The organism is Brachybacterium halotolerans (assembly GCF_016623465.1).
GTDB lineage: Bacteria > Actinomycetota > Actinomycetes > Actinomycetales > Dermabacteraceae > Brachybacterium > Brachybacterium halotolerans.
The window spans coordinates 105,578-131,824 of the sequence record NZ_JAEDAJ010000006.1; the positions used below are offsets into that span (position 1 = coordinate 105,578).

Here is a 26,247-nt window from a genome sequence, read left to right on the forward strand (position 1 = left end):
TCGGTCGGGCGGGCCCGTCGGGCGGCCCGGTGCTCGGCCGACGGGCGACCAGGCCGACCCGCCGGATCCGAGGACGTCCAGGTCATCCGTGTGCGCGCGCTTCGCGGCGCGTCGTCCGAGATGCGATGGCCCGGTCCGCGAGCGCGATCCCCACGAGCGCGATCCCTGCGAGCACGGCGAGGCCGACGAGGATCCAGCCGCCCGTCTGCTGGTCCGCGAGGGCGTCGGCCCGCCAGGTGCGCCCCGTCGCGCCGAAGCGGTCGGAGGCCAGGAGCGTGCTGCCCAGAGCGAGGGCCAGGCCGCTCGCCGCGAGCCCCGCGACGGGCAGGGCGGCCAGCACGGTGCGCCAGACGCGGAGGCGCGCGCTCGGCCCCGCGGGAAGCGTGGGATCGGCGTCGCTGTCCCCGTCCCGCCGGGCGTCCGCACCCGGCTCCACGGTCCACCAGGTGAGCGCGCCCAGGACCACCGGGGCCAGGAGCAGCAGCTCGTGCCCGGGGATCGTCGCGAGCGCGGGCCCCAGCAGCCACGGCGTCGCGTGCACGAGGGCGAGCAGGCCCGTCGGCCCGAGCGCGAGCAGCGGGGCGGTCCAGGGGTCGCGGTGCAGCAGACGGGAGAGACCCCCGGGTGTGGGCACGGCGCTCGCGAGGAGGGGACCGACGAGCACGAGCAGGAGGCCCTGCTGTAGCAGGTGCGCCGAGCTCAGCACCGGGCCGTAGACGCCGAGCGGCCCGCAGACGACGAGCACGAGGAGCACGGCGCCGACGACGACGCGCAGCTCGGCCGAGCGCGCGCGCGGGGCTGCCCGGGGCCCCGTGCGCGGGAAGCGCAGCGCCCACACGAGGGTGAGGGCGAGGGCGATCACCAGGGCGTCGGGCCGCCAGGACGTCAGCAGCGAGACCGGGCTCGGGGCGGGCGGCAGGGCGTGGCCGGTGAGGTCCGCCGCCGGGCCCGTCGCCGCCGCGCCGCCGAGGAGACCGGGGGCCGGCAGGAGCACGAGCAGGGCGCCGAGGACCACGGCCGCCGCCATCAGTACCAGCTCGATGCCGGCGAGGCGGACGAACGGACGCCCCGGCCCGTCGGCCCTCCTCTGCACGGCGAGACGCCTCCGCTGCAGCGCGCCGAGGACGCCGAGCACGAGCAGCAGCATGATCTTCGCGAGCCCCACGAGGCCGAACGCCGTGGTCACGAGATCCAGCGGCGAGCCGAGGCGGGTCAGCAGCGCCCACAGTCCGCTGAGGGCGAGCACGCACCACGCGAGCAGCGCCAGGTGCGAGAAGCGGACGATGACGGCGGACGGGTCCCTGAGCGGGCCGCGGGCGCGCAGCAGCAGGATCGCGCCGAGCCCGCCCGCCCACACGGACATCGCGAGCACGTGCACGAGCACCGGCACGGCCTGCCCCGCCTGAGGGAGCAGGAAGCCCTGATCGCCGAGCACCCGGATCGAGATCCCCAGGACTGCGACCACTCCCGTGAGCCGGCCGACGGTCCGGGCACGGGCGCCGGTGCCGAGGCCCACTGCGAGCAGCGTGATGAGCGCGGCGAGGGCGGCGACGAGAGCGGGCAGCAGGCGCGGGGCGGGCGCGAGGACCAGCAGCTGGGTGAGGGTCCAGACGCCGCCGAGCACCGCGAGCGGGGTCATCGCGCGGGCGCGGTCCGCGGGCGCGACCAGCAGCAGACCGGCGAGCAGGGAGGCGCCGAGCGCGCCGGCCGCCGCGAGGTCCTCGATCACCCCCAGGAGGACAGGGAGCACGGCGAGCACAGGGAGGGTGCTCACGCGCCGGCCGAGCCCATGCCCTGGGTGACGAGCACGCCGAGCCAGAGCGCGGCCATCCCGAGCGCCGCGGTCACCAGCAGGTAGCCGACGGAGATCACCGGGGTGCCGCGCCGGGCGAGCTGGACGGCGTCGAGGGCGGCGCCCGCGAGGGTGGAGAGTCCGCCGCACACGCCCGCTCCGAGCAGCAGGAACAGGTAGCGCACGGCGCCCGTCGGCTCCGCGCCGATCCGGGTGACGACGATGCCCAGCAGGAAGCACGCGACGACGTTCGCGATCATCGTCGGCCACGGCACGACCTCGAGCAGGATCGAGGGGCTCTCGCGCCGATCGAGGGCGCGCGAGAAGCTCTCGCGCACGGCCCAGCGCGCGGCCGCGCCGATGCCGCATCCGGCGCCGACGACGAGCACGGAGAGGATGCCCAGCAGGATCGTCATCGTCCCTCCCCTTCGCTCGGGCGTTCCATCGGGCGGCGGATCGAGGGGCGCTCCGACGCTGGGGCATCGGGATGGGGCGACGGCGAGGACGGCCGCGGGCTCGGGGCCGCGGGCGTCGCGGAGGAGAGCGTCGTGTGCACCTCGGCGTCGCCCGGGGCGTCGAGGGAGGGCACGGGGGCCGGGGCGTCCGACGCGTCGGGCTCGGGCGTCAGGGCCTCGGCGCCGCCTCCCTCGGGATCAGCGCCCTCGGGGTCGGCGTCGGCTCCTGCTCTCATTCCCGAGGCGGCGCCGGAGGCGGTGCCGGCGCGCACACGGGAGAAGCGGCGGGAACGGGCGGGGAGATCGCATCGTGGGACGCGGCCCCCGGCGAAGGGGTGCGTGCCGAGCCGGATCCCACGGCGGTGCAGCAGGCCCGCGAGGCCCAGCCCGAGCAGCACCCCGCAGATCGCGCCGAACAGGGTGATCGCCCCGTAGACGAACGCGAGCGCCGGGAAGTCGGCGCCGATCATCGCGGAGCCCTCGAGCACCACTCCGGAGTAGATGGTGAACCCCTCGAGGAAGCCGATGCCCAGCAGCGGGCGCATCCAGCGCGGCGCATCGGGCTGGCGCTCGAGCAGGCCCGTGAGGATGCCGAGGCCCACGCACCCCAGCACGTTCACCAGCAGCGTCGAGCGCGGCACCTCGATGAGGGTGGGCGTCTGGATCGTGGGCATGAGCAGTGTGAGGAGTTCGCGCAGCACTCCCCCCGCGACGCCGCCGCAGGCCACGAGCAGCATCGTGCGCTGCCAGGACAGCGGAGGAAGGCCGGGGCCCGAGGTGAGGGTCTCGGCGTCCTCCTCCTCGGCGGTGACGCTGACGGCCTCCATCTCGACGGTGCGCATGCGCGGATCGTCGCGGCGGCGCGGTGCGGGAGGCGTGGTCACCGCACCAGGGTACCGAGGAGGAGGCGGGCGGACCTGCGCGCGCCGTGGACGGTCACCACGGCGGCGCGGGCGCGGGGGCTCAGCCCCACACGAGGCCCAGCTGGGGCTGCTCGAGCACGGCGGAGACGTCGCGCAGCAGCTCCGAGCCGAGCGCGCCGTCGATGAGGCGGTGGTCGAAGCTCAGGGCGAGCTGGGTGACCTCGCGGATCTCGATCTTCCCGTCGACCGCCCAGGGCTTCTGCTTGACCGCGCCCATGCCCAGGATCACGGACTCGCCGGGGTTCAGGATCGGGGTGCCCGAGTCGATGCCGAAGACGCCGAAGTTCGTCACCGTGATGGTGCCGTTGCGCGTCGCCGACAGCGGCGTGGAGCCGGAGCGCGCGGTCTTGGCGAGGTCGTTGATGCCCTCGGCGAGCTCCTTGAGGGTGAGCAGGTGGGCGTCCTTGATGTTGGGCACGATGAGGCCGCGCGGGGTGGCCGCGGCGATGCCCAGGTTCACGAAGTGCTTGTAGACGATCTCCTGCGCGCTCTCGTCCCAGGAGGCGTTGACCTCGGGATTCCTGCGGATCGCGACGAGCAGCGCCTTCGCGACGATCGCGAGCGGGGAGATCTTGACGTCGGCCCATTCGCGGGAGGCGCGCAGCGAGCGCACCAGGTCCATGGTGGCGGTCATGTCGACCTCGTTGAACACCGTCACGTGCGGGGCGGTGAAGGCGCTCGAGACCATCGCCTCGGCGGTGCGCTTGCGCACCGAGCGGATCGGCACCCGCGTGGTCCGGTCGTCGCTGGTCACACCCGAGAACGACTGCTGGTTCATGGACTGGCTGGTCGCCGACTTCATGGTGCCGTGCAGGGAGGCGGGCGCCTGCGGGGACTCGTCGGGGAAGTAGTCGCCGTCACCGGGCATCTCGTCGCCGATCGCTCGCTGCTGCGCGGCGAGCACGTCCTCGCGGGTGACGGTCCCGCCGGGGCCCGTCGCGAAGACGTCGGCGAGCGCGATCCCGAGATCGCGGGCGAGCTTGCGCACGGGCGGCTTGGCGAGGATGCGGTCGATCGGGACCTGCTGGTCCTCGCCCTCCTGCGCGGCGGCGCGGCGCCGACGGCGGGCGCTGCTGTGTCGTGCCCCGTAGCCCACGAGGTTCTTGGGCTGCTCATCCTCGGCCGCCGGGGCGGCGGATTCGGCGGGGGCGGCGGATTCGGCGGGGGCGGTGGATTCGGCGGGGGCGGTGGATGCGGCGGACGGGGCGGCGTCGACGGGCGCGGCGGTCTCGCCGGTCGCCTCCTGCGCCTGGGCGGCGAGCTCCTCGGCCGACGGGTCGGGCGCCGGGGCGGCGTCGGCGGGCGCGGGCGCGGGCGCGGGCGCGGGGCTCGCGCCGTCGGCATCGGTGTCGACCTCGATGAGCGGGGCGCCCACCTGCACCTCGTCGCCCACGGCGACGAGCACCCGGGTGACGCGGCCGGCGATGTGGCTGGGCAGCTCGACGGCGGACTTCGCGGTCTCGACCTCGATGACGGGATCGTTGATGGCGACGGTGTCGCCCACGCCCACCTTGATGTCGAGGATCTCGGCCTCGGTGAGTCCTTCGCCGGGGTCGGTGAGGGTGATCATGACGAGGGTGCTCATCGTCGGGTCCTTCCGTTCTCGCCGCTGTCGGGGCGCTGGTCAGTGGGCGAAGGGAACATCGCAGGGAGGCGGACGCCGTGGGGCGCCGTCAGTATGCGAGCGATCGGTCGACGGCGTCGAGCACGCGGTCGAGGTCGGGCAGGTACGCCTCCTCCATCCGCGCCGGCGGATAGGGCGTGTGATAGCCGCCCACGCGCAGCACGGGCGCCTCGAGGTGGAAGAAGCACTGCTCGGAGACGCGGGCGGCGACCTCGCCGCCGATGGCGCCGAAGACGGGGGCCTCGTGGACGATCACCAGGCGGCCGGTGCGCTTCACCGACTCGACGACCGTGGGGACGTCGAAGGGCGAGATCGAGCGGGCGTCGATCACCTCGAGGTCCAGGCCGTCCTCGGTCGCGGCCTCGGCGGCCTCGCGGGCCACGGAGACGGACGGTCCCCAGGCCAGCAGCGTCGCGTCGGTCCCGGGACGCACGATCTGCGCGCTGTGCATGCCGGTAGCGGGGCGCACGTCCGTGTCGACGTCGCCCTTGATCCAGTACTGCTTCTTCGGCTCGAAGACGATCACCGGGTCGTCGGACTCGATGGCCTCGCGGGTCATCCAGTACGCGTCCTGCGCGTTCGACGGGGTGACGATGCGCAGACCCGCGGTGTGGGCGAACAGCGCCTCGGGGCTCTCCGAGTGGTGCTCGACCGCGCCGATGCCGCCGCCGTAGGGGATGCGGATGACCATCGGCACCCGCACCTGCCCGCGGGTGCGGTAGTGCATCTTCGCGAGCTGCGTGGTGATCTGGTTGAAGGCGGGGAAGACGAAGCCGTCGAACTGGATCTCGGCGACGGGCCGGTAGCCGCGGTAGCACAGGCCGATGCCGGTGCCCACGATGCCCGCCTCGCCCAGCGGGGTGTCCACGACGCGGTCGCCGCCGAACTCGGCGTGGAGACCGTCGGTGACGCGGAAGACGCCGCCGAGCAGCCCGATGTCCTCGCCCATCAGCATGACCTTCTCGTCGGCCCGCATGGCGTCGCGCAGGCCCGCGGTGATCGCCTTCGCGATCGGAAGCTTCACGGTGCTCATCGACGGCCCTCCTCGGCGGCGGTGGAGTCAGCAGCGGCGGAGTCGGCGGCGGACCCCGCATCGGCCTGGTCGCCGGCGTCCTCGAACTGGGAGCGGTAGCGCTCGAACTCCGCGCGCTCGGCCTCGACCAGCGGGTGCGGATCGGCATAGACGTGGCTGAAGATCTCGATCGGGTCGGGATCGGCCATCGCGTGGATCTCGTGGTGCAGGGCCATCGCCAGATCGTGGCCCTCCTCCTCGCAGTGGCCGATGAACTCCTCGTCGATCTCGTCCTGGGTCTCGAGGTAGCGGCGCAGGCGGTCGATGGGGTCCTTGGCCGCCCACTCCTCCTCCTCGGCGCGGGCGCGGTAGCGCGTGGGGTCGTCGCTCGTGGTGTGCGCCGCCATCCGGTAGGTGACGGCCTCGATGTAGCTCGGCCCCTCGCCCTCACGGGCGGCGTCGAGTGCGAGGCGCACGGCGCCGTAGACGGCGAGCACGTCGTTGCCGTCGATGCGGACGCTGGGGATCCCCCAACCGCGCGAGCGCTGGGCGAGCGGCACCCGGGACTGCACCGTGGTGGGCACGGAGATCGCCCACTGGTTGTTCTGCGTGAAGAAGACCGTCGGCGCCTGGAAGGAGGCGGCGAAGGTGAAGCCCTCGCTGACCTCGCCCTCCGAGGAGCTGCCGTCGCCGAACAGGGTGAGCACCGCGGTGTCGGACTCGAGGTCGCCGGTGCCCACGAGGCCGTCGCGCTGCAGGCCCATCGCGTAGCCGACGGCCTGCGGGACCTGCGCGCCGAGCACGAGCATGTAGGGGTGGGTGCGCAGCTCGTAGGGGTCGTAGCTGCCGTGGGCGATGCCGCGCCACACGTCCAGCAGGCGCCAGGGCTCGATGCCACGCGCCCAGGCGATGCCGTGCTCGCGGTACGTGGGCACCAGGTAGTCCTGGGTGCGGGCCGCATGGCCGGCACCGATCTGTGCGGCCTCCTGCCCCAGGGCGCTCGCCCACAGGCCCAGCTGCCCCTGGCGCTGCAGGGAGGTGGCCTCGAGGTCCGCGGCGCGGATCATCACCATGTCGCGGTAGTAGCGGCGCAGGTCCTCGCCCGTGAGGTGGGCGACGGCGGCGTCGAGCTCCTCGTGAGGTGTGCGGGTGCCGTCCGGCGCGACGAGCTGGATCAGGGGCTCGTCGTCGGCGTGCTCGGGAATTGTCGTGCGGAAGACGCTCACGGGGACGAGGTTAACCTACGGAGCCGTAAGTTCCAACGGAATCGCCGTGAGCGGGTCGCCACCCGGGCGGCCGGTCGCGTCAGTCCCAGGTCACCGGGCGCTTGTCATCGGCGAGGTCGACCGAGGGCCTGCCCAGGTTCCCGCCGTAGAGCAGGTCGCAGGTGCCCTTCTGACCGCCCTTGCTGCACTCCATCGTGGTGTCCACGCCGCCGATGGAGTCCTTGGCGGTCACGTAGGTGACCTCGTCGTACCCGGGCTCGGCAGTGAGCTTGTCGAGCTTGCGCTCGGTGGACCCCGGAAGGGAGCGCTTGACCGTCTTGTCCTTGGCCTTCCAGCCGTCGGAGGACGTGCCCTGGATCTTCTGGAGGCCGCAGCCGGCCTTGAGCGTGTTCTGCTCCACGCACTTGTCGACCGACTTCTTGACGGCCTCGCGGAAGGCCTTCTGGCCGTCGTCCGTGAGCTTCGCCTTGGGCCAGTCCGGGTAGTCGTCGCCCAGTCCGTAGACGAGGGTCGCCTCCCCGTCGAGGCCGAACAGCTTCTCGTCCATGCCCACGGTGTAGGAGCCCGGCAGCGCCGAGTACTCCGTGCCGGGCTTCACCTCGGCATCGTTGACCGTGAGGCTCAGGCCTGAGAAGCCCTCGGGCACGTCCATGTACGACTCGAGACCGGTGACCACCTCGTAGGTGCCGTCGTCGTCGTAGTCCTGCATCGAGATCTCGCCGCTCGCGGGCTTGCCGCCCACCGTGTAGTCGACCGTCACCTTCCCCGAGAGCGACGACATCTGGGGCTCGCCGATGGTCACGTCGGCGACCGGGGCCTCCTTGAGCGCCTTCGCGTAGGCGTCCTCCTCGAGGGTCTCCTGGTTCGAGTGGTCCTGGGCCTGGATGACCTCGAGCGCGGGCTTGGGATCCCCGTCGACCAGGGAGTCCATGTACTCCTTCCCGAGCGCGCTCACCTGCTCCTCGGGCGATGCGGTCTTCGCGGCTCCCCCGCCGCCTCCCGCGTCGTCGCGCTTGCCCAGGCCGATGACGACCGCGATCACCACCACGAGCACGATCACGAGCAGGAAGGCGACGGCGGCGATGACCAGCCCGATGATCAGTCCCGTACGGCTCTTCCGGGGCGGCTGGTTCGGGTCGCCGGGACCGCCCGATCCGCCGAATCCTCCCGGCCCGCCGGGCTGCCCTGGTCCTCCGGGGCCCGACCCGCCGTACGGGGCGCCCGCGCCGCTCGCCCCGGCGGCGCCCTGCGCGCCCGGGTACTGGGGCGCCGGGGAGCTCGGGCCCGACGGCCACGAGGCGGAGGACTGCGGCGAGCCGCCCTGGTTCTGCACGAAGTCCTGGCTCTGCGCACTCCCCTGCCCCGCGGCAGAAGGGTACTGCTGCCGCCAGGGCGAGGCCTCCTCCTGTCCGCCCTGGTGCGGCTGGCCGTTCTGCGGGCCCTCGGGCATCGGTCCGGTCATGGTCTTCCCCTCCGCCGCTTTCGTGATCCGCGGCACTCGTCCCCTGAGTCTAGGCTGAAAGCGTGACCCACCGCGCGCCGCGTCCAGCCGCCATGAGCGCGCGTCTGGCGCACTCTGACCTCCTCGCCCGGATCCGGCCCGACGGCTACAGCGAGCACGGCTTCGCGCTCGACGTCGGAGGCGTCGAGCAGTCGCACGTGGACCTCGAGGACCCGACCGTGATCCGCCACGAGTACCTGCGGCGCATCGCCCACGTCGTCGACACCGCCGCGGAGCCCGGGGCGCCGATGCACGTGCTGCACCTGGGCGCGGGCGCACTCACCCTTGCCCGGTACGTGCAGGCCACGCGCCCCGGCTCCCCGCAGGCGGTGGTCGAGATCGAGCGGGAGCTTCCGGGCCTCGTGACCTCCGCGCTGCCCCTGCCGCGCGGCACGGACCTCGAGGTGCGGATCGGCGATGCGGCCCAGGAGCTCGCGGCGACGGGGGCCGACGGATCGGCCCGGTCGGGCGGCAGGGGCCGGTTCGACGTGATCGTCGTCGACGTGTTCAGCGGTCAGAGCACGCCCGCGCACCTCACCCGCGAGGGATTCTTCGCCGACGTCCTGGGACGCCTGTCCGAGCGCGGGGTGATGGCCGTGAACGTGGGCGACGACGCAGGCCTGCGTTTCTTCGCGGCGCAGGCGCGGGCGCTCGACGCCGCGACCGAGGCCGCCGGCCTCGCGGGCGCATGGACCCTGGCCGACGAGCACCTGCTGCGCTCGCTCGACGAGGGCAACCTGGTGCTCGCCGCCGGGCCCGGGCTGGAGCGATCGCGAGGTGCGGACCCCGAGGGCCTGCGCGAGCGCTGGCTCGCGGGCGGCCCGCATCCGGCCGCCGTGCTGGATCCTGCCGAGACGAGCCGCCTGATCAGCGCGATCGAAGAGGACGCGCACGGGTCGCGGCCCGCACCCCGTCCTCGCTGAGCGCCGATCGCGGACGATGGAGCGCGGTCAGCCCTCCTGCGCCTCGCGCCACTCCTGGGCGATTGCGAGGAGCAGATCGTTCGCCTCGCGCTCCCCCACGGTGACGCGCACGCCGTCGGTCCCGTAGGCGCGGACCACGAGGCCGCGGGCGTCGGCGAAGGCGGCGAACTCGGCGCTGCGCTCCCCGAGCGGGAAGTACACGAAGTTCCCCTGCGAGGCGGGCAGCTCCCAGCCCTGGGCGGCGAGGACCTGCTCGAGGCGTCCGCGCTGCTCGCGGATCCAGGCGGCACGGTGCTCGAGCTCGGCCGCGGCGTCGGGATCGAAGGTCGCCAGCGCCGCGGCCTGCGCGATCGAGCTCGCCCCGAAGGGCACCGTGACCTGGCCGAGCGCCGCGGCGAGGCGCGGGTGCGCGACCGCGTACCCCACGCGCAGCCCGGCGATGCCCTGCATCTTGGAGAAGGTGCGCAGCAGCACCACGTTGCCGTGCTCCGCGAAGAGGCGGGCGGTGTCGGCGAGGCGCACGGGGTCGACGAACTCCCGGTAGGCCTCGTCGAGGGCCACGACCACGTGATCGGGCACGCGCGCGAGGAAGTCCTCGATCTGCGCGGTGGTCAGCGCGGGCCCGGTGGGGTTGTTCGGGGTGCACAGGATGACCAGGCGGGTGCGCTCGGTGATCGCCTCCGCCATCGCCGGCAGATCGTGCTCGAAGGCGGGGGTGAGCGGGACCTGGACGTCGACGCCGCCGTGGCTGCGCACCAGGATCGGGTACGCCTCGAAGGACCGCCAGGCGAAGACGACCTCGTCGCCCGGATCTACGAGCGCCCGCACCAGATCTCCGGAGACGGCGACGGACCCGGTGGACAGGGCGATGTTCTCCGGGCCGACGGCGGAGCGCGGCGTGCTGTGGTGGGCGGCGATCGCCTCGCGAAGGTCGAGGGCCCCCATGTCCGGGTAGAGGTTGGCGTGCAGGGTGGCCCGGTTGACGGCCTCGATCACCTGCGGCAGCGGCTCGAACGGCGACTCGTTCGAGGAGACCTTGAAGCGGCGCACGCCGTCGTCGGCCGCGGGCTTCCCGGGCACGTAGGCGGGCAGCGCATCGAGGGCGGAGCGCAGGCGGATGTTCTCGGCGGGAGTCTCGGGCATGCCCCCAGGCTAGGCCGACGGGGCTGAGCGCGCCGGACCACCGGCGCGCGCGAGACCGGCACGAGACCCGCCCAGATCGTCGTCCGCAGCGGCTCGTCGCCCGCACCGGTTCGTCGCCCGAACCGGCTCGTCCTCAGGCGCGCTCGCGGTCGCGGTCCCCGTCCACGCCGAGGATCGCCTCGAAGATCGAGGACAGGATGCCCACGATCACGCCGGCGAGCAGGGCCCACCAGAAGCTGTCGAACTCCAGCGGCAGGCCGAACAGACCCGCGACCCACGCCGTGAGCAGCAGCATGAGGGCGTTGATGACCAGCATGAACAGGCCCAGCGTGAGGCAGGTCAGCGGCAGGGCGAAGAACGAGAGGATCGGCTTCACGATCGCGTCGACGATCGCGAAGATCAGCGCGATGCCGGCGACGGTGAGGACCTGGCCGAGGATCGTGCCGTCGCCCTCCCCCAGGTGCATGCCCGGCAGCAGGAGGGAGGTGAGCCAGAGTGCGACGCCCACGATGATGAGGTGTCCGATGAACCTGAACATGAGGGAAGTCTCCCAGAGCCGCCCGTGAGCGACCAGGGGGATATCCCGCGCGTCGGCCAGTCGCCCGCCTCGCCATCCGGCCGGCGGTGCGTGCTCGTGCGCCGCTCTGGAACAATGGCCCCATGCCGCAGAGCTTCGCCGACCTGACGCCCCCGATCGCCCTCACGCCGCTGGACGGCCGCTACCGCGACCAGGTCGCGCCGCTGGTCGACCACCTCTCCGAGGCCGCCCTGAACCGTTCCCGGCTGATCGTGGAGACGGAGTGGGTCATCCACCTCCTGGACAACGAGGCGATCCCGGGCCTGCGCACCCTCACGGAGGACGAGCGCGCGCTGCTGCGCGCGATCCCCGAGGACTTCGGCGCCGAGGGCATCGCCGAGCACAAGGAGATCGAGCGCGAGACCGTGCACGACGTCAAGGCCGTCGAGTACTACATCAAGCGCCGCCTGCAGGGCACGTCCCTCGAGCCGCTCGCCGAGATCGTGCATATCTACTGCACGAGCGAGGACGTCAACAACCTCGCCTACTCGCTCATGATCAAGGGCGCCGTCCACGAGGTGTGGCTGCCCGCCTTCGAGGGCGTGATCGCCCAGATCGCCGAGCTCGCCCGCGAGACGGCCGACGTCCCGATGCTCTCGCGCACGCACGGCCAGCCGGCGACGCCCACCACGCTGGGCAAGGAGCTCGCCGTGTTCGCGCACCGCCTGCAGCGGCAGGCGCGGCGGATCCCCGCCAACCAGACCCTCGGGAAGATCAACGGCGCGACCGGCACGTACGCGGCGCACACGATCTCCGTGCCGGACACCGACTGGGAGCAGGTCTCCCGCAGCTTCGTCGAGCACCTCGACCTCACCTGGAACCCGCTGACCACCCAGATCGAGTCCCACGACTGGCAGGCCGAGCTGTACGCGGACATGGCCCGCGCGGGCCGCATCCTCCACAACGTCGCGACCGACGTGTGGACGTACATCTCGCTGGGCTACTTCCGCCAGCGCCTGTCCGCGCAGGGCGGCACGGGCTCCTCGACGATGCCGCACAAGGTGAACCCGATCCGCTTCGAGAACGCCGAGGCGAACCTCGAGATCTCCGGCGCGCTGCTCGACGTGCTCAGCCAGACCCTCGTCACCTCGCGCATGCAGCGGGACCTCACCGACTCCACGACGCAGCGCAACGTGGCCCCCGCGATCGGCCACTCGCTGCTGGCGATCCAGAACATCTCCAAGGGCCTCGCGGGCCTGGACGTGGACGCCGAGGCGATGGCCGCCGACCTCGAGGGCAACTGGGAGGTGCTCGGCGAGGCCGTCCAGTCCGTCATGCGCACCCTGGGCGTCCAGGGCCACGAGGGCCTGGACAACCCCTACGAGCGGCTCAAGGAGCTCACCCGCGGCCATCGCGTGACCGGCGAGGACATGCGGGCCTTCATCGGTGATCTGGGCCTGCCCGATGCCGAGCGGGATCGTCTGCTCGCCCTCACCCCGGCGACGTACGTCGGCCGCGCGCCGCGGCTCGTGGGGCATCTGGACGACTGACCGCCCTCCCCCGCCCCCAGATCAGGACGACCGCCGCGATCGCCAGGATCCACGGCAGGTACGCCACGTAGCGGAACGGCTGGGCGATGGGCGCGGCCGCCATCAGCGTCGCCCACAGCAGAAGGGCCGGGAAGGCGACGACGAGGACCTCCCCTCGTCGTCCGTACCAGGCGGCCGCCACGACCAGCGCGAGCGCCCACACCCAGGTCCCTGCTCCCGGAGTGAGATCCAGACCAGCGCGGTACACGGACTCCATCCGCGTCCCGACGGCCTCCCCCAGCAGTGGCCGCTTCACGACGCCATGGCTCGCGAGATCCGCCAGGATCTCGTCGCGGTCCCCGGGCGCGTTCGAGATCGGCTCGAGGAAGAACGACTGCGAGGTGGCACCGACTCCGACGGCGTCCCATCGCCACAGCTGCGAGGTCTGATCGCGGTATCCCGCGAGCATCGGCCCCGGGCAGCGGACCAGCGTGCGGGCGACGACGGACAGGAACTCGCCCCCGGAGTCCTGGAGGGCGTCCTCGGAGAACACGGGGTCGTACTTCACGGGGTCCACGCTCTGCGGGCGGAACACGCCGCGCCACGTCTGCAGCGGCATGATCCGGTCCAGGGTGCGGGCGTCCTCGGGCGCGATGCACTGCGGCTCGTGGACGAGGGTGCTGCCCACCATCTGCAGGGGCACGCCCAGGCTCTCGACGCTCTTCTGCGGGCCCGCGGCGAGGGTCAGGATCTGCTGCGGGAGCAGCGCGACCACCACGATGCCCGCGACCCACAGGAACGCCGCGCGCCGTGCCCTCCGCGCCAGCACGACGAGGAGCACACCGATCACCGCGAGGATCACGAGCGCGTTGTTCCGGGTCAGGGCGAAGCCGAGCATCGACAGCACCATCACGCAGACGAAGCCCCGACGGCGGAGGCACCGCCCGTCCGTCTGCTGGATGCTCAGCAGCACGGGCACCAGCAGCAGCGTGAAGCCCGTGAACGCGGCATCCTTGACCAGGGCGAACGTGAAGTTCGCCGTGATCGGCAGGAGCCCGAGCACCACCGCGAGGGCGAGGAGCACCGCACGCGGGACCCCCATCCTCGAGAGCACGCGCAGCGTCCAGGCCAGGCCGAGGCCGTACAGGATCACCTGGAGCAGCACCAGGGCGATGATCCCCGGGAGCATGCTGCCGGTGACCAGTCGCAGCCCGTGCACGACGCCGCTGATGACCATCGAGTAGACGAGCGGCTGCTGCGGCGCGACGCCGAGAGGGTTGCGGATGCTCCAATAGGTGTCGTTCATCGCGTCCAGCGGACCCACCGCCGCCCACATGAGCAGCCAGAGCACCGCGCCGATCCCCGCCATGCCCAGGCACGACCGCCACGAGGCGGGGCCGCCCGCCCCGCGCGGATCCCTCGCGGTGCGCGCGTCCACGGCGCTGAGCAGGATCCACATCCCCGCGGCGATCACCGCCGCGACCACGAGGTGCCGCACGATCCTCCCGCCGCTCCACGGCATCTGTGCTGCGGGGACGGCGAGGACGTCGACCAGAGCGAGGAGGAGAGCGGGCGCGAGCGCGAACACCGCTTTGCGTGCGCCGCCGCGCAGGACCTCGAGTGCCACCGAGGCATCCCATCACACTCGAGGTCAGGCCCGAGCACGACCCGCCGTCAGGCCCGGGCGCTCCCGCTGCGGGAGAAGATCACGCGATAGCAGACGAAGTTGCACACCGCGGCGACGCCGACGGCGATGATCTTCGCGGCGATCGCCACGACGCCCTCGGGGGCCCGCGGGAAGAGCGCGCCGCAGGCGTGCACCACCCCGGTGATGATCAGCGTCTGGATCACGAGCGCGGTCACCAGGGTGACGGCCAGGAACGGCACGAACGCCCGGACGCCGGTGCCGTGCGCCCGGAAGACGAAGGCGCGGTTCACCGCGAAGCTCACGCAGATCGTGATCAGCGTGGACACGACATGCGCGGCGATCGGGGGCCAGTGCATCAGCAGCGTTCCGCCCGAGTACAGGCACAGGTCCAGCAGCGCCATGGCGCCGCCGGAGACGAGGAAGCGCCCGATGAGGGCGCGCAGGGACGTCGCGCGCTCAGCGGCCACCGAGGCCCTGCCCCTCACGACGCTGAAGGCGGTCGGCCTCGCCTCGCACCACCGGCGCGCGCTCGGGCACGATCGGCTCGGGCGCGCGCTGGTTCCGCGGCGCGCGCAGCTCCTCCGGCGACACCTCGCGCCGCGGCGCGAGCCCGGGAGTGGCCACCGGGGCGAGTCCCAGGTAGGCGAGCCGCGCCGCCTCGTGCCGGTTCCTCGTGGTGCCGGTGAGGATCACGCCGGCCGTCACCATCAGGCAGGCGATCACCATGAAGATCGCGGCGAGGAACGCGGTCGGGAAGCGCTCCACGAGGCCCGTGCGCGCGTACTCCGAGATGACGGGGATGCCGCTGATCAGGCCGGCCACGAAGGCGACGATGCTCGCGGCTCCCCAGAACACGAACGGCTTCTCGAAGGCGAAGAGCTTGGCGATCGTGAGGATGATGCGTCGGCCGTCGGAGAAGGTGCTGAGCTTGGACTCGCTGCCGTCGGGCCGCTCGCCGAAGCCGACCGGCTTCTCGATCTGGGGCACGCGCGTGGCCAGCGAGTGGACCGTCAGCTCCGTCTCGATCTCGAAGCGCTGCGAGAGCGCGGGGAAGGACTTCACGAAGCGTCGGGAGAAGACGCGGAATCCGGAGAGCATGTCGGTGACGGGCTCGCCGAAGAGCCTCGAGACCACGCTGTTGAAGAAGCGGTTCCCCCAGGCGTGGCCCTTGCGGTACGCCGAGTTGTCTGGGTCGTCGACGCGGCAGCCCAGCACGTGGTCGTAGGGGCCCTCGAGCAGCGCCTCGACCATGGCGGGCGCGGAGGCGACGTCGTAGGTGTCGTCGCCGTCGATGAGCAGGTACACGTCCGCGTCGACGTCGGCGAAGGCGCGGCGCACCACGTTGCCCTTGCCCTGGAGGGTCTCGGTGCGCACGATCGCCCCGGCCTCACGAGCCCGCTCCCGGGTCGCGTCCTTCGAGTTGTTGTCGTAGACGTACACCGTGATGCCGTCGAACGTCCTGCGCAGGTCCGACACGACCTTCGCGACGGTCGCCTCCTCGTTGTAGCAGGGGACGATGGCCGCGATGTCGAGCTGCTGCGGCGGGGGCGGAGTGGTCATCACTGCGCGAGAGTAGCAACGGGAGGGCGGCCCCGCCTCTTCCCCTGAACCGCTGGTGAATCTACAGTGAACACAGGTGCAAGGACGCACCGGACGGTCCGGCCGTCCCGGGCCGTCGCCTCACTCCCCGCCGCGGGGAGAGGGCGAGAGGTGATGGGGATGAGCACGTTCGTCCACCCGTTCCGCGAGGGCTCCAAGGACCAGAAGGATCTGCTGGGCGGCAAGGGAGCGAACCTCGCCGAGATGACCCGGCTGGGCCTGCCCGTCCCGCCCGGCTTCACGATCACGACCGACGCCTGCCGGTACGTCATGCATCACGGCCAGAACCCGCCCGAGCTCGCCGATCAGGTGACCGCCGCGCTCGAGGACGTCGCGCAGCAGATCGGCCGACGCTTCGGGGACCGCGAGGACCCGCTGCTGGTCTCCGTGCGCTCGGGCGCCGCGATCTCCATGCCCGGGATGATGGAGACGGTGCTGAACGTGGGCCTGAACGACGAGACCGTGCAGGGGCTCGCCGCGCAGTCGGGCTCCGAGCGCTTCGCCCAGGACTCCTACCGGCGTCTGCTGCAGATGTACGGGGCGACCGTGCTCGGCATCGAGGCGAGCACGTTCGAGGAGTCGCTCGAGGCGGTCCGCGAGGAGCGCGGAGCCGCCGACGACGCGGGACTGGACGCAGGCGCCCTGGAGGAGATCGTCGGCCGATACAAGCAGATCATCGAGCGCGAGAACGGGAGCCCCTTCCCGCAGGACCCGCGGGAGCAGCTGCGCGGCTCGATCAGCGCTGTCTTCGAGTCGTGGAACGCCCCGCGCGCCGTCATCTACCGCAACGCCGAGCACATCGACCACGAGCTGGGCACCGCCGTGAACGTGGTCGCGATGGTCTTCGGGAACCTCGACGAACGCTCCGCGACCGGCGTCGCCTTCACCCGCGACCCCTCGACCGGCGAGCACGGCATCTACGGCGACTTCCTGGTGGGCGCGCAGGGCGAGGACGTCGTCGCGGGCATCCGCAACACCCGGTCCCTCGAGGAGCTCGGCGAGGTGCTGCCCGATGCGTATCAGGAGCTGCTGCGCACCATGGACGTGCTCGAGGAGCACTACCGGGACCTGTGCGACATCGAGTTCACGATCGAGTCGGGGAAGCTGTGGATGCTGCAGACCCGCGTGGGCAAGCGCACCGCCGCCGCGGCCTTCCTCATCGCCACGACCCTCGTGGACGAGGGCGCGATCGACGAGCGCGAGGCCCTCACCCGCGTGAGCGGCGCGCAGCTCACCCGGCTCATGTTCCCGAGGTTCGCGAGCGGCGAGCGCGAGGTGCTCGCCCGCGGGATGGGCGCCTCCCCCGGCGCCGCCGTCGGCGAGGTCGTCTTCGACTCGGAGACCGTGATCGCCCGCGCCCAGGAGGGGCACGAGTGCCTGCTGGTGCGGCGCGAGACCAACCCCGACGACCTCGGCGGCATGCTCGCCGCCGAGGGCGTGCTGACCTCCCGCGGCGGCAAGACCTCCCACGCGGCCGTGGTCGCCCGCGGGCTCGGGAAGACTTGCGTGTGCGGGGCCGAGTCCCTCGACGTCGACCCGAAGGCGCGGGAGATCCGCATGAACGGGGAGGTCGTCGCCCGGGAGGGGGACGTGCTCTCGATCGACGGGGCGACCGGCGAGGTCTTCGCCGGGCGCATCCCCGTCGAGCCCAGCGAGGTCGCCCAGTACCTCGAGGGGGATCTGGCCGCCGACGATCCCCGTGCGTCGGCCCTGGTCCGCTCCGTCGACCGGCTCATGGGCGTGGCCGACGAGGTGCGGCGCATGCAGGTGCGCGCGAACGCGGACACCGCGGCCGACGCCCAGCGGGCCCGGCAGATGGGTGCGCAGGGCATCGGCCTCGCGCGGACCGAGCACATCTTCCTCGGCGAGCGCCGCGCGCAGGTCGAGAAGCTGATCCTGGCGGGCGACCCCGCGGAGCGCGAGGAGGCCCTCGCCGAGCTGCTGCCCGCACAGCGGGCGGACTTCGCGGGCCTGCTGCGGGCGATGGGCGACCTGCCGGTGACGATCCGTCTGCTGGACCCGCCGCTGCACGAGTTCCTGCCGGACCTCACCGACCTCTCGGTGCGCATCGCCCGCGCCGAGGAAGCCGGGCGGCGGATCGAGCCGCACGAGCGCAAGGTCCTCGCCGCCGTGGAACGGCTGCACGAGCAGAACCCGATGCTGGGGCTGCGCGGCGTGCGACTGGGCCTGACGATCCCCGGGCTGTTCGGCATGCAGGTGCGCGCGATCCTCGAGGCCGAGCTCGAGGTCAGGGCCGACGGCGGGGACCCGCACGTCGAGATCATGATCCCGCTGGTGGGGTCCGTGCGCGAGCTGCGGGCGATCCGCCACGAGATCGACGACGTCACCGAGGAGGTCACGGCCGGGGCCGGGGACGGCGCGGAGCTCACCACCCGCATCGGCACCATGATCGAGCTGCCGCGCGCCGCCCTGCGCGCCGGGGAGATCGCCGAGGCCGCCGAGTTCTTCAGCTTCGGCACGAACGACCTCACGCAGACAACCTGGGGCTTCTCCCGCGACGACGTCGAGGCCGGGTTCTTCTTCACCTACAAGGAGCGCGGCATCCTCTCCGACAGCCCCTTTGAGTCCCTCGACCAGTACGGGGTGGGCGAGCTGCTGCGGATCGCCGCCGAGCGCGGTCGGGCCACCAATCCGGACCTCACCCTTGGCGTGTGCGGGGAGCACGGCGGGGACCCCGCCTCCATCCACTTCTTCCATTCGCTGGGCCTGGACTACGTCTCGTGCTCCCCGTTCCGCGTGCCCGTCGCGCGCCTCGAGTGCGGGCGCGCGACACTGCTCGAGGAGGGGTTCACACCGCAGCCGTGAGGGCGACCGGGGAGGGGCCCGGGCGCGGCCTCACCCCATCCGCGGGCGCACGGAGATGACGTCCATGCTCGCCTCGTCGGTCGCGCGGATCGCGAGGGCGACCGCGGAGGCGACCGACGTCGGCTCGAGGTACTTCTCGATCTCGTAGGGGCCGTCCTCCATGCTCCGCAGCTCGTGCTGCATGTCGGTGTCGACGCGGCCCGCATGCACGGAGCTGACCCGCACCCCGTGCTTGCGCTCCTCGAGGCGCAGGGCGTCGGTGAAGGCCCGCAGGGCGAACTTCGAGGCGCAGTAGGCGCCGCGTCCGCCGATGGAGTTGAAGCCGCTGCCGGAGTTCAGGGCGACGACGGTGCCGCGCGCCTTCCGCAGCGCGGGCAGCAGCAGTCGCGTGAGCTCGACGACAGCGGTCACGTTGACCTCCATCGAGCGGTTCCACTCGGAGACCGCCATCTCCTCGGTGGTGCCGCCCACCAGCACGCCGGCGCTGTGCACGACGCCGGCGAGACCGTCCGGCAGGTCGAGCGCCGCGACCGCTCCGCCCACGGCCGCGTAGTCGGTGACGTCCACAGCGAAGGGCTCGGCCTCGGGATAGGACGCGGCGAGCTCGGCGAGCGCCGCGGCGTCGCGGCCGCCGAGGATCAGCCGGTGGTCACCGGCGAGCTCGTCGGCGACGGCGCGGCCGATGCCGCGGGAGGCGCCGGTGATGAGGACGGCGGGCCGACGGGCGGATGCGGGAGAGGTCTCGGAGATGCTCATGCGGTCATTCTCCCAGGGCGCGGTGACGGTGCGCCCGGGCGGTCTCCGTCGGCCCGTCGACCTCGGTGAGCCCCGCGTCGATCACGCGGACCGCATCACCCGGCTCCTCCCAGGCGGCCTCGTCGGACGGGAGCAGCCGGACGCGGAAGCCGTCGGCGCGCCAGGTCGCGCGCTCCCCCTCCCCCATCTGCTCGTACAGGAGCTGCGCGGCATGGCCCGCCTGCGCGGCCGTCTTGCCGGTGGAGATCTCCTCGAGCGGGGTGATCTCGACCTCGACGAAGGCCGCGGGTGCTGCGGGGGTCGTGGGAGCGACGACGGCGGGAGCGGCGGGAGCGGCGGGGGCATCCTCGCGGCCGCCGCGGGGGAACTCGGTGCCGCCCACCTGCAGCTTCGCGAGATCCTTGGGCAGCGGCTGCAGCGGCCCCGGGACGAAGGCGCGCACCTGCGCGGTGCCGTGGGCGACGGTGACGCCGGGCAGGGACTGCACCGCGTCCCAGCGGGCGCCATCGGCCCGTCGCACGACCTTGCGGATCCAGCCCGCGCGCCAGTGCTCGACCTGCTCGGCCCACTCGCCCGTGCGGGAGCGCTCGTCGTCCAGGAGCTGCACGACGGCCTGAGCCGCGGCCTCGACGACGTCCTCGTGGTGCGCGGGGTCCGCCTTCACGCGGTGCACCACGAGCTGCATCGCCCAGGGGTTCTCATGGTCGGGTCGGTCGGGTCGCTGCACGTTCTCGCTCACGACAGGGAGCAACGGGTCCGGGCGACTCGGCATTCCCGCAGCGTCGGCATCGGCACGGGCCTCGGTGTCGGCGTCGGCGGCGTCCCGGGGCCAGTGCACCCCTCGGTGGCACCATGTGTCCGTGGACGAGATCAGCCCTGACCCGCGGACGCGCCGGAGCGGCGCGGCACCGATGAGCCGCCGGGACGTCGACCCGCCGTCGGCGTTCCTGGTGGCCGAGATCGTGATCGTGCTGGCGCTGTCCTTGGGGCGCTCGGGGGTGTACTCGGTCGTCTCCCTCGCGCGGTCGCTCGCCGCGGGGCCGCTGAGCGGCCAGCAGGCGACGCTGAACAGCTCGCAGGACACGAATCCCTGGTTCGACCTGCTGCAGCAACTGCTCGGGATCACCTTCACCCTCGCACCCGTGGCACTGGTGATTCTGCTGCTCAGCGTGAGCGCGGGCAGTCTGCGAGCCGCCCTCGCGGGCCTCGGCCTCGCACCCACGAGGCCGCTCGGCGACAGCGTGCGCGGCCTCGTGATCGCGGCCTGCATCGGCATCCCGGGGCTCGCCGTCTACTACGCGGGCCGGGCGATCGGCGCGACCCTCGAGGTGATCCCCGCAGCGCTGGACACGCACTGGTGGACGGTCCCCGTGCTGATCCTGCAGGCCGCGAAGAACGCCGTGCTCGAAGAGGTGATCGTCTCCGGGTACCTCGTGCAGAGGCTCGAGCGCCTGGGCGTGGGCACGGCGGGGATCCTCGTGATCACGGCGGTGCTGCGCGGCAGCTACCACCTCTACCAGGGCATCGGCCCCGGCATCGCGAACCTCGCGATGGGCCTGGTCTTCACCGAGTACTTCCGACGCACCCGCCGCGTGGGCCCTCTGGTCGTCGCCCACACACTGCTCGATGTGGTGGCGTTCGTGGGGTACGCGCTGCTGAAGGGCGTGCTGGGTCTGTAGGGCGTGGACGCGGGCTCGGGCCGGAACGCCCCCAGCCCCATGCCCTTCGCCACCTCCTGCCGATAGCCTGGGCGCATGGTCTTCTCCCTGCCTCCGCACGCCACGATCGAGCAGCGCTCCAACAACTGGGGCGGCAACCACCGCTTCACCCCGCAGGCCGTGGTCCAACCGGAGACCGAGGCCGAGGTCGTCGAGGCCGTGCGCTGGGCGATCGGACGCCGCCTGCCCGTGCGCACGATGGGCGCCGGGCACTCGTTCTCCCCGTTGATCCCCACCGGCGGCGTGCTCGTGAAGCTCGGCGCGATGAGCGGCCTGACCGGCGTTGACGCCGGGAGCGGGCGCGTGCGCGCGCATGCGGGCACTCCCCTGTCCCAGCTGTTCGAGGAGCTGTGGGCGCAGGGCCTCTCGCTGCCCGTGCAGGGCGACCACGACGCCCAGTCGATCGCGGGCGCGCTGGCCACCGGCACCCACGGCTCCGGCACGGACTCGCAGATCATGAGCGAGGCGATCACGGGCCTGCGACTCGTCGACGGGCGCTGCGAGATCGTGGAGATCGGCGAGGACGACGTGGATCGCCTGCGCTCGGCCCGCGTGTCTCTGGGCGCGCTCGGCGTGATCCTCGAGGTCGAGCTGCAGACGGTCCCTGCCTTCCACCTGCGAGATCGCCGCGAGCTCGTGGACCTCGCCCCCTCGTCGGCGGATCTGGCCGCGCTCGGGGAGAGCGCCCGCCACGTGCAGGTCCACTGGTTCCCCGCCGATGCCTCGCCCGCGCTGCTGCAGCTGGACGTCGAGGAGGACGCGAGCGCCGCGGGGAAGGCTCTCGTGCGGCGCCTCGACGTCGCCCAGGAGGGCGAGGAGGACGCCGCACCCGCCTACCAGGTGTTCACGGGCCGCTCCACGAAGCCGTTCCACGAGATGGAGCTCGCGTTCCCCGCGGATCGGGCCGACGAGGCGTTCTCACATCTGACCTCGCTGAACGTGGAGGACTTCCCGGAGCACCAGTACCCCATCGAGCTGCGCTGGGTCGCCGGGGACGACACTCCCCTCTCGATCGCGCAGGGCGGGCCGCGGGTGACGATCGCGCTGACCGCGAAGACCAGCTCGGACTACTGGCCGCTGCTCACCGCGGCCGACGCGATCGGCGAGGAGCGCGGCGCGCGCCCCCACTGGGGCAAGCTGCACCTGCTCGACCGCGCCCGGGCGGAGGAGCTCTACCCGCAGCTGGGCGTCTTCGACGAGGTGCGCGCGGAGCTCGACCCGCACGGCCTCTTCCTCAACGACCACCTGCGCGCGCTGCTGGGCTGAGCGGGGCTGGGACTGGGCGGGGCTGGGCGCGGCTGGCCTGCCCCGGAGACGGGGCGCGGCTGGCCTGCCCCGGAGACGGGGCGCGGCTGGCCTGCCCCGGAGACGGTGACGCGTTCGGCGGCTCCTCACCGAGAAGTGAGTTGTGGTCCCCAAAACGCACGAATGACGACATCAACTCACTTCTCGCGGGGGTGATGCCGCATCAACTCACCTCTCGCGGGCGTTATGCGCCAGCACGAGCGCGAGCGGCGGGTCGAGATCGGCCGCGCCTCAGAGCACGTAGGGCTCGGCGTCCGTCTCGCTGACCATCGGCAGTGAGGACTCGAACCAGATGTCCATGCCCCCGGCGACGTTGATCGCCTCGAAGCCGTTCTGGTTCAGCCACTGGGTGACCTGGAAGCTGCGCCCGCCGGAGCGGCACACGATGAAGAGCGGGTCGTCGTCCTCGGGGAGCTCGCCCAGGTGCTCCATGAAGGAGCTCGCCGGCACGTGCTGCGCGCGCGGGGCGTGGCCGGCGGTCCATTCGTCGTCCTCGCGCACGTCGATGAGGTGCGCACCCTCGGGGATCTCGGTGGGGGCCACGGATTCGATGTCCATGGCCCCCAGCCTACGAGCCGACGGGCGGCGCGTGCTGCCCGCGCGTCGACCCGGCCGATCCGTGCCGCTCATGCGTCGGACCGGTCCGACCCGTCCTCCTCACGCGTCGGACCGCGCGACCCGTCCCACGAGCGGCGCGCTCACCGCGACGCTGAGGGCCACCAGGCCGAGCGCGCCGAGCGCCGAGGCGATGTACTGCGCGACCGCGCCCACGGCGAAGCCGCCGCTCATCACGGGGGCGAGGAGCCCCGCGGCGCTCAGGCCCGCCACGATCGCGGCCAGTGCGAGGGGGATCGCGATCTCGGCGATGCGGGCGCGCTGGAGGGCGCTGACGGTCGCTCCCGCGACATGCTGCGAGCGGTAGACGCGCGCCTGGTCGAGCACGCGGGCGGTCTGCGTGACCCCGGTCGAGACGGCGGCGAGCACGGCGGCGATGCCCAGGGTGAGCAGTCCGCCGGTGTGCAGGGCGGTGCTCAGCGCCCGCTCGGAGGCGGTCTCGTCCATGTTCCCGAACATGCTGGTCAGCGTCAGGAACCCGGCGATGACGAGACCGAAGGTGATGCCGGAGACGGCGCGCCATCCGGCGCGGGGGTCGGCGGCGAGGCGTCGGGCGCCCACGAGCAGGGCGGGGCCGGGTGCGACGGCGGCGATGATCCGTGCGACCACCCACACCACGAACGGGCCGACGATGTTCACGCTGCCGATCACGAGGGCCATGAGGATCGCGAGCACGGCGATCAGCACGCCGATCCCGTTCGGGATCCCGCCCACGATCCGGGGAAGGATCTGGAACGCGGCGATGAACAGCACGATCAGCGCCGCCCACACGATCAGCCGCACCACGGACATGCGCACGATCCGCGAGTCCCGGGCGACCCCGAGCGGTGAGATCGCGACGCCCGCGAGGCCGATCCCGGCGGAGGCGCCCGCGAGCAGCGTCGCCGCGATCACCAGCACCGGATAGGCCCAGAGCGGCATCAGCAGCTCGCCGACGCTGAAGGGGGCCATCCCGAAGTCGAGCGCCGTGAGCGCCGGGGAGACGGCGAGGTGCGCGAGCAGCCCGATCAGCGAGCCGATGAGCGCCTGCGCGAGGACGTCGGCCACGGCGAGCGCGCCGACCTGGGCGGTGGTGCCGCCCACCAGACGCACCGCGGCGAGGTCCCGCTCGCGGCGGGACAGGCTGAGCTTCGCGGCGGCGCTGCCCAGGCTCATGGCGCTGGGCACGAGCAGCACGGTCGCGACGATCGCGCAGGACATGAGGAAGGACAGGTTGGAGGCCTCCGCCGTGGGCGGCCCGTCGCCGACGGGCGAGGCGGCTGCGCGGGAGGCGAAGGCGCCGAGGCCGCCGAGGACGGTCGCGAGGATGCCGGTCGAGGCCGCGAAGCCGATGATCGGCAGCGCAGTGGCGATCCCGCCGCGGCGCCGGAGGATCAGTGGGGCCGTGCTGAGGAGACTCATCGTGCACCTCCCTCGCGGTGGAACTGCTGGGCGATGCGGCCGTCGCGCATGGCGATGGTCCGCTCGCAGGTCGCGGCGACCGACGGGTCGTGGGTGACCATGACGAGGGCCGCGCCCGCGTCCTGGCAGGCCTCGGCGAGCACCTGGAGGACGCTGTGGCCGGTGGTCTGGTCGAGCGCGCCGGTGGGCTCGTCGGCGAAGACCACCGAGGGCCGGCCGGCGAGGGCGCGGGCGATCGCGACGCGCTGGGCCTGGCCGCCCGAGAGCTGGCCGGGCCGGCGCTCGTGCATGCCCGCGAGGCCCAGGCGATCGAGCCAGGCCGACGCCTCGGCGCTCGCGGCGCGCCGGGAGGTGCCGCCGAGCATGCGCGGGAGCACCACGTTCTCCAGGGCGGTCAGCTCGGGAAGGAGCTGGCCGTCCTGGAAGACGAAGCCGAAGCTCGTGCGGCGCAGGCGCGTGCGGGCGGCGTCGGAGAGGGAGTCCAGCGAGGCGCCCGCATGGACGACGCTCCCGGAGGTGGGGGGAAGGATGCCGGCGAGAACGTGCAGCAGGGTCGTCTTCCCGCAGCCGGAGGGGCCCATCACCGCGACCGACTCGGCGGCGCGGATGTCGAGGTCCACGCCGTCCAGCGCGAGGGTCGCGCCGGCCTTCTCCCCGTAGGAGTGGCGCAGGGCGCGGGCCTGGAGCACCGGTGCGGGGCCGACGGGGCCCTGGGCGACGGCGGGCTGGGCCCCGGGGTATGCGGGGGCGGCGGCGGGCCGGGCCCCGGGGTATGCGGCGGGGTCCTGGCCGACGGGCTGGGAGGCGGGCCGGGATGCGGGCTGCGAGGGCAGAGGTGTCGAGGTCATGGCACCACCCTCCGCCCACCGCCCCGTCACGCGCATCGGCCCCGGGAACGGATTCCCGGGGCCGACGTCGGACCGTGGTCTGAGGCGAGGGCTCAGCCGAAGCGACCGGAGATGTAGTCCTCCGTCTGCGAGTTCGAGGGGTTGGTGAACATCTTCTCGGTCTCGTCGATCTCGATGAGGTGCCCGGGCTTGCCGGTCCCCGCGATGTTGAAGAAGCCCGTGCGGTCGGAGACGCGCGAGGCCTGCTGCATGTTGTGCGTGACGATCACAATCGTGAAGTCCTGCTTCATCTCGTGGATGAGGTCCTCGATCGCGAGTGTGGAGATCGGGTCGAGCGCCGAGCAGGGCTCGTCCATGAGGATCACCTCGGGCTTCACGGCGATCGCGCGCGCGATGCACAGGCGCTGCTGCTGGCCGCCCGAGAGACCCAGGCCGGGCTTGTCGAGGCGGTCCTTGACCTCCTCCCAGAGGTTCGCACCCTTCAGCGAGGTCTCCACCAGCTCCTCGGACGCGGAGCGCGAGATGCGCTTGTTGTTGAGCTTGACCCCGGCCAGCACGTTGTCCTTGATGGACATGGTGGGGAACGGGTTGGGCTTCTGGAAGACCATGCCCACGCGGCGGCGGACGTTGACGGGATCGACGCCCGGGCCGTAGATGTCCGAGCCCTCGATCTCGACGCTGCCCTTCGCGTAGGCGCCGGGGATGACCTCGTGCATCCGGTTCAGGGTGCGCAGGAACGTCGACTTCCCGCAGCCCGACGGGCCGATGAGGGCCGTGACCGAGCGGGGCTGGAGAGTGACGGTCACGTCCTCCACGGCGAGGAAGTCGCCGTAGTAGATGTTGAGGTCCTCCACGTTGATGGCCTGGGCCATGGGGTGTCCTTTCG

The 26,247-nt window shown here is 72.7% G+C and carries 23 protein-coding genes; 5 read left to right on the forward strand and 18 right to left on the reverse strand.

Annotated features, from left to right (window positions below; genetic code table 11):
• Positions 1-82 precede the first annotated feature (82 nt).
• From I8D64_RS11370 to I8D64_RS11400, 7 genes are all read right to left on the reverse strand, one after another.
• Positions 83-1,774, reverse strand: coding sequence for a CopD family protein (locus I8D64_RS11370; RefSeq protein ID WP_200502838.1), 1,692 nt, complete (start codon positions 1,772-1,774; stop codon positions 83-85).
• Complete coding sequence (locus tag I8D64_RS11375) at positions 1,771-2,208, reverse strand: fluoride efflux transporter FluC (protein WP_200502840.1); 438 nt, start codon at positions 2,206-2,208, stop codon at positions 1,771-1,773. The genes I8D64_RS11370 and I8D64_RS11375 overlap by 4 nt, the downstream gene beginning before the upstream one ends.
• Positions 2,205-3,131 (reverse strand): fluoride efflux transporter FluC, encoded by a 927-nt coding sequence (locus tag I8D64_RS11380; protein ID WP_343068549.1) that lies wholly within the window; start codon positions 3,129-3,131, stop codon positions 2,205-2,207. The genes I8D64_RS11375 and I8D64_RS11380 overlap by 4 nt, the downstream gene beginning before the upstream one ends.
• Positions 3,132-3,210: 79 nt before the next feature.
• Positions 3,211-4,755, reverse strand: coding sequence for a dihydrolipoamide acetyltransferase family protein (locus tag I8D64_RS11385; RefSeq protein ID WP_200502842.1), 1,545 nt, complete (start codon positions 4,753-4,755; stop codon positions 3,211-3,213).
• A gap of 88 nt (positions 4,756-4,843) precedes the next feature.
• Entirely contained in the window at positions 4,844-5,827 is a 984-nt protein-coding gene (locus I8D64_RS11390; RefSeq protein ID WP_200502843.1) for an alpha-ketoacid dehydrogenase subunit beta, read from the reverse strand.
• The gene (locus tag I8D64_RS11395) at positions 5,824-7,032 is read right to left on the reverse strand and encodes a thiamine pyrophosphate-dependent enzyme (protein WP_200502845.1); all 1,209 of its coding nucleotides are present in this window, start codon (positions 7,030-7,032) and stop codon (positions 5,824-5,826) included. Before I8D64_RS11395 ends, I8D64_RS11390 begins: the two co-directional genes overlap by 4 nt.
• 79 nt (positions 7,033-7,111) lie before the next feature.
• A complete protein-coding gene (locus I8D64_RS11400; protein ID WP_200502847.1) occupies positions 7,112-8,494 on the reverse strand; it encodes a hypothetical protein in 1,383 nt (460 codons plus the stop codon).
• A 62-nt stretch (positions 8,495-8,556) separates the two neighbouring features.
• On the opposite strand from I8D64_RS11400, the gene I8D64_RS11405 reads away from it, so the two are divergent.
• Positions 8,557-9,456, forward strand: coding sequence for a spermidine synthase (locus I8D64_RS11405; RefSeq protein ID WP_343068551.1), 900 nt, complete (start codon positions 8,557-8,559; stop codon positions 9,454-9,456).
• A gap of 27 nt (positions 9,457-9,483) precedes the next feature.
• On the opposite strand, the gene I8D64_RS11410 is transcribed toward I8D64_RS11405, so the two are convergent.
• Both I8D64_RS11410 and I8D64_RS11415 read right to left on the reverse strand, forming a co-directional pair.
• Complete coding sequence (locus tag I8D64_RS11410) at positions 9,484-10,599, reverse strand: histidinol-phosphate transaminase (protein WP_200502849.1); 1,116 nt, start codon at positions 10,597-10,599, stop codon at positions 9,484-9,486.
• A 133-nt stretch (positions 10,600-10,732) separates the two neighbouring features.
• Positions 10,733-11,137: a phage holin family protein gene (locus tag I8D64_RS11415; RefSeq protein WP_200502851.1), complete on the reverse strand. Its 405-nt coding sequence runs from the start codon at positions 11,135-11,137 to the stop codon at positions 10,733-10,735.
• A gap of 122 nt (positions 11,138-11,259) precedes the next feature.
• On the opposite strand from I8D64_RS11415, the gene purB reads away from it, so the two are divergent.
• On the forward strand, positions 11,260-12,666 hold the full coding sequence (gene purB / locus I8D64_RS11420; protein ID WP_200502853.1) for an adenylosuccinate lyase: 1,407 nt from the start codon (positions 11,260-11,262) through the stop codon (positions 12,664-12,666).
• On the opposite strand, the gene I8D64_RS11425 is transcribed toward purB, so the two are convergent.
• The 3 genes from I8D64_RS11425 to I8D64_RS11435 are packed head-to-tail and all read right to left on the reverse strand — an operon-like array spanning position 12,608 to position 15,853.
• Entirely contained in the window at positions 12,608-14,272 is a 1,665-nt protein-coding gene (locus I8D64_RS11425) for a DUF6020 family protein (protein ID WP_200502855.1), read from the reverse strand. The two genes, purB and I8D64_RS11425, sit on opposite strands and share 59 nt — an antisense overlap.
• 47 nt (positions 14,273-14,319) lie before the next feature.
• Entirely contained in the window at positions 14,320-14,760 is a 441-nt protein-coding gene (locus tag I8D64_RS11430) for a GtrA family protein (protein WP_200502856.1), read from the reverse strand.
• Positions 14,750-15,853, reverse strand: a complete 1,104-nt coding sequence (locus tag I8D64_RS11435; RefSeq protein ID WP_200502857.1) for a glycosyltransferase — start codon at positions 15,851-15,853, stop codon at positions 14,750-14,752. The genes I8D64_RS11430 and I8D64_RS11435 overlap by 11 nt, the downstream gene beginning before the upstream one ends.
• 159 nt (positions 15,854-16,012) lie before the next feature.
• Here I8D64_RS11435 and ppdK point away from each other — a divergent pair, with 159 nt between their 5' ends.
• Positions 16,013-18,718, forward strand: coding sequence for a pyruvate, phosphate dikinase (gene ppdK, locus I8D64_RS11440; protein ID WP_200502858.1), 2,706 nt, complete (start codon positions 16,013-16,015; stop codon positions 18,716-18,718).
• 30 nt (positions 18,719-18,748) lie between these two features.
• On the opposite strand, the gene I8D64_RS11445 is transcribed toward ppdK, so the two are convergent.
• Together I8D64_RS11445 and I8D64_RS11450 are read right to left on the reverse strand one after the other, a co-directional pair.
• Positions 18,749-19,474 (reverse strand): SDR family oxidoreductase, encoded by a 726-nt coding sequence (locus tag I8D64_RS11445; protein ID WP_200502859.1) that lies wholly within the window; start codon positions 19,472-19,474, stop codon positions 18,749-18,751.
• 4 nt (positions 19,475-19,478) lie between these two features.
• Positions 19,479-20,213 carry a peptidyl-tRNA hydrolase gene (locus tag I8D64_RS11450; protein WP_343068552.1) on the reverse strand — a complete coding sequence of 245 codons (735 nt, stop codon included), beginning with the start codon at positions 20,211-20,213 and terminating at the stop codon, positions 19,479-19,481.
• A 172-nt stretch (positions 20,214-20,385) separates the two neighbouring features.
• On the opposite strand from I8D64_RS11450, the gene I8D64_RS11455 reads away from it, so the two are divergent.
• Both I8D64_RS11455 and I8D64_RS11460 read left to right on the forward strand, forming a co-directional pair.
• Positions 20,386-21,153 (forward strand): CPBP family intramembrane glutamic endopeptidase, encoded by a 768-nt coding sequence (locus I8D64_RS11455; protein WP_200502999.1) that lies wholly within the window; start codon positions 20,386-20,388, stop codon positions 21,151-21,153.
• Between the two features lie 75 nt (positions 21,154-21,228).
• Positions 21,229-22,458, forward strand: coding sequence for a D-arabinono-1,4-lactone oxidase (locus I8D64_RS11460; RefSeq protein WP_200502861.1), 1,230 nt, complete (start codon positions 21,229-21,231; stop codon positions 22,456-22,458).
• A 270-nt stretch (positions 22,459-22,728) separates the two neighbouring features.
• Here the strand turns inward: I8D64_RS11460 and I8D64_RS11465 are convergent, their stop codons facing one another.
• From I8D64_RS11465 to pstB, 4 genes are all read right to left on the reverse strand, one after another.
• Positions 22,729-23,055, reverse strand: a complete 327-nt coding sequence (locus tag I8D64_RS11465) for a rhodanese-like domain-containing protein (RefSeq protein WP_200502862.1) — start codon at positions 23,053-23,055, stop codon at positions 22,729-22,731.
• 99 nt (positions 23,056-23,154) lie between these two features.
• Positions 23,155-24,513, reverse strand: a complete 1,359-nt coding sequence (locus I8D64_RS11470; protein WP_200502863.1) for an FtsX-like permease family protein — start codon at positions 24,511-24,513, stop codon at positions 23,155-23,157.
• The gene (locus I8D64_RS11475; protein WP_200502865.1) at positions 24,510-25,361 is read right to left on the reverse strand and encodes an ABC transporter ATP-binding protein; all 852 of its coding nucleotides are present in this window, start codon (positions 25,359-25,361) and stop codon (positions 24,510-24,512) included. Before I8D64_RS11475 ends, I8D64_RS11470 begins: the two co-directional genes overlap by 4 nt.
• Before the next feature lie 92 nt (positions 25,362-25,453).
• Positions 25,454-26,233 carry a phosphate ABC transporter ATP-binding protein PstB gene (pstB, locus tag I8D64_RS11480; protein WP_200502867.1) on the reverse strand — a complete coding sequence of 260 codons (780 nt, stop codon included), beginning with the start codon at positions 26,231-26,233 and terminating at the stop codon, positions 25,454-25,456.
• Positions 26,234-26,247 lie beyond the last annotated feature (14 nt).